This is a genomic window from Flavobacterium kayseriense, from assembly GCF_014305095.1.
Classification (GTDB): domain Bacteria; phylum Bacteroidota; class Bacteroidia; order Flavobacteriales; family Flavobacteriaceae; genus Flavobacterium; species Flavobacterium kayseriense.
Window position 1 is genome coordinate 419,695 of sequence record NZ_JACRUI010000001.1, and the last position, 12,465, is coordinate 432,159.

At 36.1% G+C, this 12,465-nt stretch carries 9 protein-coding genes; 1 reads left to right on the forward strand and 8 read right to left on the reverse strand.

What is annotated here, in order from left to right; genetic code table 11:
• Positions 1-2,007: glycine-rich domain-containing protein (locus H8R22_RS01740; RefSeq protein ID WP_187016527.1), on the reverse strand; the 2,007-nt coding region annotated here is incomplete at its 3' end.
• Between the two features lie 441 nt (positions 2,008-2,448).
• On the reverse strand, positions 2,449-5,982 hold the full coding sequence (locus H8R22_RS01745; protein WP_187009241.1) for a T9SS sorting signal type C domain-containing protein: 3,534 nt from the start codon (positions 5,980-5,982) through the stop codon (positions 2,449-2,451).
• A gap of 203 nt (positions 5,983-6,185) precedes the next feature.
• On the opposite strand from H8R22_RS01745, the gene H8R22_RS01750 reads away from it, so the two are divergent.
• Positions 6,186-6,668: a regulatory protein RecX gene (locus tag H8R22_RS01750; RefSeq protein WP_187009240.1), complete on the forward strand. Its 483-nt coding sequence runs from the start codon at positions 6,186-6,188 to the stop codon at positions 6,666-6,668.
• Between the two features lie 166 nt (positions 6,669-6,834).
• Here the strand turns inward: H8R22_RS01750 and H8R22_RS01755 are convergent, their stop codons facing one another.
• The 6 genes from H8R22_RS01755 to H8R22_RS01780 form a co-directional block, all read right to left on the reverse strand.
• On the reverse strand, positions 6,835-7,989 hold the full coding sequence (locus tag H8R22_RS01755) for a beta-ketoacyl synthase N-terminal-like domain-containing protein (protein WP_187009239.1): 1,155 nt from the start codon (positions 7,987-7,989) through the stop codon (positions 6,835-6,837).
• A gap of 260 nt (positions 7,990-8,249) precedes the next feature.
• Positions 8,250-9,521, reverse strand: a complete 1,272-nt coding sequence (gene bioA / locus H8R22_RS01760; protein WP_187009238.1) for an adenosylmethionine--8-amino-7-oxononanoate transaminase — start codon at positions 9,519-9,521, stop codon at positions 8,250-8,252.
• Positions 9,522-9,596: 75 nt separating this feature from the next.
• A complete protein-coding gene (gene bioD, locus H8R22_RS01765) occupies positions 9,597-10,214 on the reverse strand; it encodes a dethiobiotin synthase (RefSeq protein WP_187009237.1) in 618 nt (205 codons plus the stop codon).
• A 55-nt stretch (positions 10,215-10,269) separates the two neighbouring features.
• Positions 10,270-10,875 carry a hypothetical protein gene (locus tag H8R22_RS01770; RefSeq protein WP_187009236.1) on the reverse strand — a complete coding sequence of 202 codons (606 nt, stop codon included), beginning with the start codon at positions 10,873-10,875 and terminating at the stop codon, positions 10,270-10,272.
• Positions 10,865-11,296: an RNA polymerase sigma factor gene (locus H8R22_RS01775; RefSeq protein WP_394368132.1), complete on the reverse strand. Its 432-nt coding sequence runs from the start codon at positions 11,294-11,296 to the stop codon at positions 10,865-10,867. Before H8R22_RS01775 ends, H8R22_RS01770 begins: the two co-directional genes overlap by 11 nt.
• A 79-nt stretch (positions 11,297-11,375) precedes the next feature.
• Positions 11,376-12,251: a TraB/GumN family protein gene (locus H8R22_RS01780; RefSeq protein WP_187009234.1), complete on the reverse strand. Its 876-nt coding sequence runs from the start codon at positions 12,249-12,251 to the stop codon at positions 11,376-11,378.
• Positions 12,252-12,465: the final 214 nt, after the last annotated feature.

The following is a 12,465-nucleotide window of genomic DNA, read 5'->3' on the forward strand; positions in this document are numbered from 1 at the left end:
CACTGTTAAATTGGCAAATGTCCCACTTCCAACTCCTGTCTCCAATTGCCAGCCTGAAGCTGTAACTGCTGATCCATTAGCCGCAACTGTTGGCGCTGTTGGACTTAATGAGCCACCAGAACATAACGCCGCAGGAGCTGTAATTGCAACTATCGTAGGTACATTATTAACTGTTATAACAACCTGATTACTATTTGTTGTACCGCAACCGTTCGTTGCATAATATCTTAACTTTTTACCATTATCCGCAAAGGCAACTACATAAGGCACTGTTAAATTGGCAAATGTCCCACTTCCAACTCCCATCTCCAATTGCCAGCCTGAAGCTGTAACTGCTGATCCATTAGCCGCAACTGTTGGCGCTGTTGGATTCAATGAGCCTCCAGAACATAACGCCGCTGGAGCTGTAATTGCAGCTATCGTAGGACTTGAATTTATCGTAAACGAAGTAGCCGTTCTACAACCTGGATTTGTAGAGCAAGCTGCATAAAAAATAGTAGTGCCAGCAGTATTCGTATTAGCTAATCCAGATCCAGCAACTCCTACCGGGTTAAAAGGTGTCCCTGAACCTAAATACGTTCCTCCGCTCGCTGCAGTATACCAATCTACTGTAACAGGCATCGTATAATTCACTATTATAGTAACATTCGCAATATTTGCATCTGGATCTACACTGGCATCGTTAAACGTTTCCTTAAATTTAAATAGCCAAGTGCCAACAGGACTTGCTGTTCCCCATGTTCCAAATGTCCCGTCAGTAACGGTCCCTGCCGCCGATGATGTGGCAGAGGACTGCAAATCAGTCTTTGTACCACCCAATGCAACTGGAGGAGTGGCTTCTATTCGCAACTCATTTGTATACGAAGGAGAATTGGATGTATAGGTTATCTTAGTCGAAATTCCTGTTACAGTTGCGCCAACTGGTAAAGCAGGAAAAACTATTGAAATATTTGCATTTGTATAGGTTGTTAACTCAGATGTTCCTCCATAACCTATTGCAGTTTGAGTACCCGAAAAACTGGATCCACAACCACTTGAACTCAATGTACCTGAACTGCCGCTACAAATTGTTGTTCCAATAGTTGATGGCCCTGCACTCACATTTACTGTCACATCTAATCTAGTCACACTCTCACAGCCACTTACAGTTTGACTTGCATAATAATGTCCTGACGATAAAGATGTACTACTTGACAAAACTGTGGTACCACTTATTGACGAATACCACTTGATATTTGAACCGCTTACACTTAAATCTGAGACTTTGGGTGAATCTACTGAACAAAATGATTGAAATGAAGAACCTGTTGGCATTGCATTTGAACAAGGGGCCCATGATACAATTACTTGACCGTTTCCACCCAAACCATTTGAACTACGACCTTCACCCCCACCCCCACCTGGACTTCCACCACCAGTCGGAAAATTTCTATTCCCATCTCCACCTATACCACTAGTACCATTACCTCCAGCTCCTCCAGAAGATATATTCGCACTATTTCCATCTCCGTTATTCCCAGCAGATCCACCGCCACCACCATAAAAGCTAGCAGAGCGATAACCGTCTCCACCAGAGTATCTTACATCCCCAATACTACCTGAAACTCTTCCTCCTTGATGATAAGCATTTTGACCTCCTCCTTCAGCTTTTACTATTAGAACACTCGTAGAAGTAGATAATGCTATACTAGAATTTCCCCCTACATAACCACGAGCCCCTACTGCAATTGTATAAACGTTACCACTAGTCACGTTAAAAGTGCGCTCAGCATAGGCTCCCCCTCCCCCTCCTCCATAGTTCGTATCATTTTTACCGTCTTCACCTGCTCCCCAAGCTTGTACAGTTATACTAGTTACGCCTGTAGGCACAGTAAAAGTTCCTGATGAAGTAAATGTTTGAGTTTGTCCAAAACTGCTATAACTCAAAAGTGTTAATAGAAAGAAAATTAATAGGTTATGTATTTTTGGTAAACAAAAAAAAGTATTCTTAGAGTAAAATTTCTTCATGTGGTATTTTTTAAAAAAATGGGGCAAATTTTCTAAATATAATGGCTTCCAAAACGGTTAACTTTTTCAACCAAAAAAAATAAACCAAAATATAATTTACAATATCGATTACAAATATGAAAACAATAAAATTTAACCGATAAGACGCGTTTAAATCTGACCAAATACACTTTTAGTGGGCTTTACAAGAATCTATACTTTGTTTTTTTAATAAGCTCGCTTTCATTCATTAACATAAAATAATTTAGTTAGAAACAACATTCTAAATCTTACAACAAACTTATTTCAATAATATACGTAGCGTTTTAAATTATGGTTTTATAAAATTCAATCTAACTTAGATCATTTATACATTTCTTTATGTCGTCAAAAAAATTCGATAATAAAAAAGTGCCTATTAAAAATAGGCACTTTTAAATAAATTGTAAAATTATGTAAACTCTAATAAATTACTTTGTGAGTAACTGTTTGTCCGTCGTCTAATTTAATTTTAATAACATAAACGGTATTACCTTTACGAAGGTTGCGAATTGCAAGTTCCGTATTATTTACCTTTGTTTTGTTAAAAATTTCTTTCCCTGATAAATCATAAAGTCTAACAGCATCCATAGATAAACTTGAAGTTATTCTAATTTCTTTTTCACTAGTAGAAACCAAAATCAATTTACTGAGAGCATCAAGTGTACTCGCTACGGCACTTGCTTTTTTATTGGTATAAAATAGCACGAAACGATCATTAAAGACTCCTTTTGTAGTAGTAAAGGTGTAAGAATTATTTTTTAAATCATGTATCACATTTAGTAGTTTATCTTTTATAAATATGTTTTGATCTTTAAATAAACCATCCACTTGGTCTATAGCAATAGTAAAATCTCCTTCAATCCCAGATCTAAAACCTAAAGGTATCGTATCATTTTCATCAAATGGCAAACCTCTTCCTTGGATAACTAGGTTTTTCTCCTGATTAATACTATAAAAATCAAGAAACTCATAGCCGTCAAAACTTTCACCATCGTATCTGCCTTCTATGTCATTTGTTGCTCCTGTCACGTAACCTACAAGAGTTTGCTTAAAGGCACCAGCGGTATTAAACATGTTAAGCCAAATACGATTTTTTTCGACTAAATCTGTTTTATTACCCACTTGCATCTTAAAAAACTCTGAGTTGCTTAATGCAGCCCCATTTGCACCAACACGCATTGTGTTATCAAAAGTGACCGTTCCAGCTCCCTTCGTCGATGCAAAAAATCCTTGTCCAGAGCCAATATTACCAGAAGGAACTGTATTATTATATCCTGTTGCAGTAGCAGCCGTTCCCGTTCCTGCGGCAGCACCACCAGTCAAATTATAAGAGGCATAATCATCCCCTGAATACGCGTATACACCCGAACCAGGATTACTAACATTTGTTCCAATTGTTGTATTATGTGTCCAGAAATAAAGTGTTCCTTCTAAAACAGGGTTATCCTTGATAAACTTATCTGCATACAATGCTGAAGGATACGGGTTCCCTAACAAATAAGCGGCATCAGTACTTGCCGCAATTGCCACTTGAATTGGTCCATTATTAGGAACACCAATAAAAGGAGCATTAAAGAAGCCTACCGGAAGCGGTATTGCACCCGTTTGTGGCTCTGGTCCTCTTATAATATAACCTATTCCCGGTGCCATTACAGTAGAAGAAGGAACTTGAACCCAAGCATAACTAGCCCCATCAAAAGAATAAAACTTATCTCCTGTAAAGGGAGATACATTATATAACGTTTGTGGCGAAACGGGTGATGACCAATAAGTATAGTCAAACTTAGTTATAGGACCATTTAAAGTCCTGTTATAGGTTATATTACCAGAATTGCTAACATTATTAATTTGTACTAAGCTAGATTGACTATAAAATTCAAGAGAACCACCTGATACGGTTACCTTATTTGTCACTTTTAGACTATTTCCATTATCAAAAATAACGGTACCCGAATTTACTTGACAGGAACAAGCAACCAAATCACCCCCATTTACAGATGACCTATAATTTCCATTAAAAACTACTGCCTGAGTGCTAGTTGGCGGACCATTGGTCCAAATAGTACCATTCCAGATTGCCGGAATTGGTGCCACATTTATAGTAGAAATTTTCACTGGCGAAATACACCCATCAATATTTTTTATAAACACATTGTAAGTACCTGCTGCAAGTCCCGATTTAACATTACTCGCTTGATAATTTAACCCATTATCAAAACTGTAGGTGTCAGTTGTACTCTGAACTCTAACTGTTATTACACCCGTATTTGTGATACAATCTGGCTGAGAAATAACCACATCCGGAGTCGTTAATGATGGATAGAAAGTTAATGATCTAACTTTTGAAAAACTGCTGACACTACAACTACCACCGGTTCTATTGTAGACAACATCTACTCTATATTTACCTGATTCGGCTGGTGTACCATTAATTATATTTAAGACAGCAGTTTTCGCACCTGAAAAATGCGGTCCATCTATAACATTATTCCAAGACCCAGATGGAATTTGACTTTTCCATTGGTATGTAACTGGACCGTTTGATGGATTTGAAATTACTGCTGTATAGGAATAATTAGATCCATAACAAAGCTTCACATCTACAACAGATTGAGAAGGGCTAAGGGCAGGTGAATTTATCGCTACTATTTCATTTACTGAAAGAACAACTGTATTTGAAGTAACACCACAAATCACATTAGACACAGTTACCTGAAATTGTGTTCCATTTGGATATTGAGTACCTCCTACATTGGCTAAACTTATTTCATTATTTATTGGTGCATTTGGATAAGTTGTATTACTAACTACTCCAGAAAGCATTATAAAACTAGCATCAGTTGGTCTTTTATAAAACCAAGTATAAGTAAGATTAGTACCTACAGCTAACGCTTTAAAATTAACTGAGCTACCCTCACAATCCAATTGACTCAGTGGCTGCGTGGTAATAATAGGAGCGACATTAACAGTTATAATTCCTGTAGCATTTATAGTACCACAACCACCAGTTAACGGAATACTATAATTAAAAGTTCCAGAAGCAGTAGGAGTCCCACTAATAGTAATGGTATTTGATGTCCAAACTGCTGTTACCCCAGCAGGCAATCCTGTTACAGTTCCAATCCCTGTTGCTCCAGTTGTGCTATGGGTGATGTTAGTCATCAAAGTATTAGCACAAAGAGTAGGTGTAGACGAAGCAGCACTAACTGTATTACTCGGATTAACTGTAACCACAACTGGTTTCCTAGCTGTAGTGATCGAGCCTGTAGTTGCCTCCACATACAAGGTAGTTGTAGTTGTTAGTGTTGGTGTATTTATAGTTGTGTTGTAAGGAGCAGCGCCAGCTACAGCTGTAGAAACTGCTGTACCACCTACCAAAGTTGTAAACAATTTATATGTAGTTGAAGCAGAAGGTGCAGGAAATACAGAGACTGCAATACTACCAGCGCTTGAACTACATTGTGGACTAGACACTGTCTTTACATAATTATAACCTCCGTTTGCAACAATTTGATCAAAATCATACAACGAAGACCCTCCTTGACAAGAGGCTACTTTTACTCCTCCAACAGTTATTAAATCAGATGCACTACAACTTCCAACAGTTGAAATAGCCCCACCAGGTGTGCCACTTTCAATAACAATGGAAGAATTCGCGGGCAAAGAAAGTGTATTGTTAGTTTTGTCAGGAAAAACTAAACTAGCATTATTTCTAACAATTAATTGTATACCAGATAACCCACAGGTGGTCAAATTTAAGTCGGCATCCATCACCAAGCTCGCAGATGCAACCCCATTACCAACATAAATAATTGACACTCCTGTAAAGGTACCACAAGTCAAACTGCTAGCGTTTACATTACCTGTTATAGTATATTGACCAACGACAGTAGCTGAAGACAGCAAGAAATAAAAAACAAAAATAAAGCTAGTTTTATGTAAAAATCGCATCATAGCATCGGACTTTTTATAGATATTTTACACTAAGTAAAATCAAAAAGTAGAGGCTTCAAAAAAAATCCGATTAATCGCATTTTTTAACGTCAATCGACTAAATTTCAACATCTTAAACATGCACTATTTTACAATGATATAAATACTATAAATAAGTAAAAATATTTAATTTTGTGCTCAACCTTGAATACTCCCATGTTAACATGAAAAACATATCTTCCATAAAAGAAGCCATAAAAAAAACAGAACATTACTGCGCTTATCAAGAGCGCTGTCACGAAGAGGTAGAATCAAAATTGCGTTCTATGAAAATGGATTCTGATGAAATTGACCAAATCATTGCGCATCTTATTAAAGATAATTTCCTAAATGAAGAACGTTTTGCCTGCAGTTTCGCCAGAGGAAAACACCGTATTAAACAATGGGGAACCATACGCATAACAAATGAATTGAAGTTTAGAAAAATAAATCAACGTTTAATTACCACTGCACTTAAAGAAATTACCGCCGAGGAATATTATGGAACCTTCGAAAAATTAGCTTTGCGAACATGGGAAAATTGTAGAGAGACCAATAGCCTAAAGAAAAGAAAGAAGGTTTGTGATGCGCTTCTTCGAAAGGGTTTTGAAAGCAATCTGGTCTATGAGAAAGTTAAAGAATTAGAAAATTGTGAATCAGTGAAATAATTCGACTACACTCTAATATTGTTAGGCAGAACGCTAGTTGAACTAACCAGCAATATTTAATTATTACGGAATAGAACGCGGATAACGCAGATCTTGGCAAATAAAAACGGATTTTATCTAGTTTTTTCAAAGAATAAGTGGTGTTTTTTCTTGTAAAATCCAAAAATTACAAACTCAACAAAACACTTACTGCATTACCACCAAAACCTACTGCATTTACTAATACTTTTTTGATTGATTTATCTTGTTTTTGTGCTCCCGTAAAAGGGACACCTATAAACGTATTGTGTTGCATCATCAAGATCGCCAACTCTAAACTTAACAAACCTGAAGCGCCAAAAGTATGCCCGATTTTCCATTTATTTGTGGTTAACAAAGGTAGGCTTTCGCCAAAGACTTTTTGTATCGCTTTATATTCGGTTAAATCTCCTTTTATGGTTCCGGGAGCATGCATAACAATCACATCAACATCAGATAAGTTCGTGTCTTTTAATGCCATTTTCATAGACTTTTGAAAGCATGTCGCTTCTGCCGAAATGGATATATTGTGTTCCAAAACTTCTGTAGCGTATCCAATTCCTTCGATAAAAGCCAAAGCATTCTCTTTTTTGCCTATTTCTAAACAGCAAACTGCCGCTCCTTCACCAAGAATCATAGTATTTTGTGTTTTATCCAAATCTAAAGCGCGATTGGGATATTCCTCATTTGACCTAGAATATATTTTTAACGCACGCATTTGTGCAATGGTAAAATCGGTTAAGGGTGCTTCACTCCCACCAACCAAAAACTTATCTACCATCCCTGATTTTAACCATGCTACTCCATTTAAAACGGCGTGCAAAGCAGTAGAACAGGTGATAGAGTGCGAAATCTCTGGACCTGAGCTTTGTAAATCATGTGCAACCCAAGAAGAGATATTTCCTAAAGTGGTTGTAGGCGAAGCTAAGGTTTGCGCTTTTCCTGTTTCTAAGTATTCTTGATGGTGTTTTTCGAATAAATCAGTAGCCCCGCGAGAAGAACCAATGTTGATTCCGAAAATATCATTTGAATTCCAACCTGCTTGTTTAATGGCAGCGCGAGATGCTTCCATGGCAAACAAGACCGAATTATCTAGAAATTTATATTTGGAATCAGACTTTTTTAATGCTTCAATTTTAGCAACCGAATCATTATCTATAGGCGCCAAAAACGTTGGTGCTTTATCAATAAATTTTTGAATAAAACAATGTTGATCGTTAAGATAGTTCGCCCAAATAATTTGCGGATCATTTCCTAATGGAGAAATAGAAGATAAAGCTGTAATGGATATTATATCTGACAAGATGCTTTCAATTTAACCGCAAAGGTCGCAAAGTTTTTACAAAATGTGCAAGGTTTAGCCCCTAATAAAACACTTTATATGGCTTTGACCACTACATGGTAGTATTGGTATCCTGCGGTTCGTTATATTTTAATAAATTACAGCGAATTCTGATTAACAATCACATTATTTTTAGCCTTGATAGCAGTGAAAATCCTTTACGAGCTCCTTTCTTTAAGGAGCTCATAAAGATTGTAGCGAATAGCAGGATTAGCTACAAATTAAACTATTTCAAGCGCTGCTTCGACTACTTGATATATCTTTTTCAATTGCGCATCACTGATGATGTACGGAGGTAAAATGTAGACAATATTCCCAACTGGCCTGAGGATTACACCATTTTCTATGAAAAAATCATAGAGTTTATTTCGTAAACTTCCGTAGTAGCTCGCAGCACTATCTGTTTTTATTTCTAAAGCAAAAATAGTTCCTAGAACGCGCGTAGTTTTTACTTTAGGATGTTGCTTGATTATATTTTGAAAAGCCAAATGATTTTCATTGACCCGAACTAAATTAGCTTGCATTTCAGGCGTTTTCAACAACTCTAAACTGGCTAATGCAGCTGCGCAACCCGTAGGATTTGCCGTAAAGGTATGACCATGAAACAAGGCTTTATTGATATCTTCGTCGTAGAAAGCATCAAATATTTCTTGGGTAAAAGTTGTGATTGCCATTGGGATAGTCCCTCCAGTTAATGCTTTGGATAAGCACATCATATCGGCCATTTCGTTGACGTAATCCATAGCAAAGTTTTTACCGGTTTTACCAAAACCCGTCATCACCTCGTCCGCTATAGTCAAAACATTATTTTCTTTACATATAGCAATTAACTTTGCCAATGCTTCGGGTTCGTGCATGACCATACCGGCGGCACCTTGCACTAACGGTTCAAAGATAAAACCTGCACAATTATTGTTTTTTATTTGAATTTGTAACGCATCATAACTGTCTTGCTCCTGCCCCTTGATAGGTGCGGGAATGCGCACCACATCGATAAACATACCTTCAAAGGCTTGTGTGTAAAAGGAAATTCCGCTTGCTGCCATAGCTGCAAAAGTATCACCATGAAAAGCATTTTCGAAAGCGATAATGGTTGTACGCTTTTCGCCTTTGTTGAAGAAAAATTGCAAGGCCACTTTGATAGCTACTTCTACAGCGGTAGAACCATTATCAGAAAAAAATACTTTTTGCTGATTGCTTGGCAAAATTTCGATCAATTTTTCGCCTAGAACTATAGCCGGCTCGTGCGTAAAACCTCCAAAAAGCACATGTTCAAGCGTAGTTAATTGCTTATAAATCGCATCGGCTATGAACTTATTACTATGCCCATACGGATTCACCCACCACGAAGCAATCGCATCAATATATTCTTTGTCGTTTTCATCCCAAAGCAAAGCGCCTTTCCCTTTTTTGATTGCAATAGGAAGCGCAGCAGTTTTATGTTGTGTATAGGGATGCCAAAGGTATTGTTGGTCTCTTTCGGATAATGTCATGGTAAAATAAATTATTCAGCAAAGATACGCAGAGATGAACAGAGTGCCATGCGGAAAGGGTAAATTACATTTTGTTTACAGACTTAACAAATTCTCTCTAAATTGATCAGCGTAATCCTTAATTACATTTTGATCAAAATAAGGTTCTTGTTCAATACGTCCGATAAATTTTATTCCCGTTTTGGATAAAATTATTGATTCGGTAGCTTTATTTTCTTCTCCACTAAAAATAATTCCCGCTACTTTAATTTCACGATTTTGCAAGGCTTCAATCGTTAATAATGTATGATTGATACTTCCTAAATAATGACGAGAAACAACAATTACTTTGTAATCAGGCTGTATTAAATCGATAATGGTATCGTGGTTATTTAAGGGAACAAATAAACCGCCCGCTCCTTCGATTACCAAATGATTTTCGGTTTCCGGCACGATAATTTTGGCCAAATCTATAGCTATATTGTCTATTTCGGCTGCTAGGTGTGGACTAGCTGGCGTGTTCAACTTGTAGCTATTTGGATGAATTACCGTTTTATCATTGCTGATGTAGCGTTGTATTTTATGACTATCAGAGTTATCTAAATCTCCTGCTTGGATGGGTTTCCAGTAATCTGCCTGAAGAGATTCTGTTATAATTGATGAGGCAATTGTTTTCCCTACATCGGTTCCTATTCCGGTAATAAATAATTTCATAGTTACTAGATTTGATCACAAAAGTAAAAAACCCATCGTTAAGATGGGTGCTTTATTATTCTTCTTTTAACTCTTCAATCACTTTTTTGATCTCATTGGCATATTTTCCGTAATAGTGTTGTACCCACCACTCTGTCATTAAACCAACAAACAAAATAGCTGAAGAAATGATAATGAGTGTAGTTATCAAAACCGAATTGCTTAGTTCTGCAATTTTCAAAGCAGGCTTAGCATACAATGCAAAACCCAATAAAAACATTACCATAAATGGCGTTAACGCAAATGTAAACGTTTTATACAATTCCATATTAAGGCGTACATCAAAATACGTTTCGTACAAACTATCTTTTGTATTTAAAGTTGTTTTACTTAATCTCTTGTAAAACAAAAACAATCGTATCAGGTAATATATTGAAACTGCAGCAAACATACTGTAGACAAAATAAAAGGGAGTAATCCACTTTACTGGAAATCCATGTATCACAGGTGCAAATCCCGACAACAATACTGTTAAGCTCTGAAAAACAAGTTCGTTTTTAAGATTTTTTTTAATCTTATCTAAAGGTGTATTTGCCGTTTGTATTTTTTCTAAATTAGAAGGGAGAACAACATTTTCATTGCTGTCATTATCCCATGCTGATTGTATGTCGTTAAAATCCATATCCTTGATTTTTTATTATTTCTTTTAATTTTTCTTTAGCTCTATTTAATTTCACTCTAGCATTCCCTTCAGAAATACCTAAATTGGCTCCTATTTCCTTATGCGAAAAACCCTCGAGCTGATAAAAAATAATAGCCTTATCTATTTTTTCTAATTTTTGAACTGCTTTGTAAAAATGCTCTATTTGACTTTCTTTAACTTCTGAATCATCTGCTTCCTCTTTAATATTTTCAGATACAATCTCGTATTTATCGACTTTTCTCTTCTCTTTCTTTAAAAACACGATTGCTGTATTGATAGCCACCCTGTACATCCAAGTCGAAAATTGACTTTCGTTTCTAAAAGAGTCATACGATTTCCAAAGTTGACAAACGATCTCCTGAAACAAATCTTGTTGGTCGTCATGATTGTCCATATACATCTTGGAAACTTTATACAAAATTCCTTTGTGCTTGGCAATCCGGTTTAAAAATTCTGGTTCTCTTTCTTTCAAAATGTTACTATTTCATGATTGGTTTAACAGTGTATCCCGCTTTTCTCAATAAATTAATTACACCCAAATCTCCTCCTAAATGAGCTGCACCAACAGCAATAAAAGCACTTTGATCTTTTACTAATTGGGTAAGGTTTTGAACCCAATTAGCATTCCTCTTGTCTAGCATTTCATTTTTGGCAATTAGATTCATACTTTTTACATCCGTTAAATTGGTATAAACATCTTGAATATTTTCCTTTTTGTACTGTGAAACCAGCTTACTAGTCTCAGTAACATTCATATCATCAAACATGGCTAGTATTTCATCAATAGTGTACGCTTTTTCGATAATTCCTAGTTGTGCTTTTATCGATTCAAAACCAGCGATCTCTAAACCACGCTCCTTAGCTTTAGCAATAAACTCCATTTCATAAAATTTTAAATCCGCACAATTAAATGATTTCATTGACATCAAACTCATTACAGTGGACAAACTATAACTATTTACTTGTTGCACAGATAATCCTGCCTTTTCTTTCAAAATACCATCTAATTTAGAAAGCTGATCTGGGGTTAATGTTTTATCTAAGGTTTCTTTTCCCATAGCCATTTGTTGCATCACAGCCAGCTCAGCGGGATCCGATAAATTAACTTCTAAGACTAAATTGTTTGTCGCATCAAAAGCTTTTTTAACTTTCTCTGTCAAAAAATAATCATCGGCACATATCATATGAATCGTTCCATATAAATAAGAAGTTTTGCTTAATCCTTTTCCAGAAATTTCCCATAAAAGGGAGTTTTCAATTAGTGGTGCTGAGGCTGCTTTTTTTGCTTGTGCAAAAATGCCGTTGGAAATTAAGATTACTGCTACTACTACAATTGATTTAAATAATTTTTTCATGATGATTTGATTTTTGTTTGATGTTTGATTTGATAATTGAAACTCAGTATTTATTTTGAATATTTATTTCTGAAAAAAGAAGCTATTGCCGCTACAAAAAAGCAGCTCATCATAACTAAAAATGCTGTACTTAATTTATCGTAGACAAAATACCGTACTAATCCATAACTTAGTCCTAGGCTTGAAATAAATAATAAAATTATACTACTATTTG

Coding starts and splice junctions, on each gene's coding strand:
- bioD (WP_187009237.1), bottom strand. CDS start 10,214: ATGAAATTATTTATTACCGGAATAGGAACCGATGTAGGGAAAACAATT.
- H8R22_RS01745 (WP_187009241.1), bottom strand. CDS start 5,982: ATGATGCGATTTTTACATAAAACTAGCTTTATTTTTGTTTTTTATTTC.
- H8R22_RS01780 (WP_187009234.1), bottom strand. CDS start 12,251: ATGAAAAAATTATTTAAATCAATTGTAGTAGTAGCAGTAATCTTAATT.
- H8R22_RS01750 (WP_187009240.1), top strand. CDS start 6,186: ATGAAAAACATATCTTCCATAAAAGAAGCCATAAAAAAAACAGAACAT.
- H8R22_RS01770 (WP_187009236.1), bottom strand. CDS start 10,875: ATGGATTTTAACGACATACAATCAGCATGGGATAATGACAGCAATGAA.
- bioA (WP_187009238.1), bottom strand. CDS start 9,521: ATGACATTATCCGAAAGAGACCAACAATACCTTTGGCATCCCTATACA.
- H8R22_RS01775 (WP_394368132.1), bottom strand. CDS start 11,296: ATGTATATGGACAATCATGACGACCAACAAGATTTGTTTCAGGAGATC.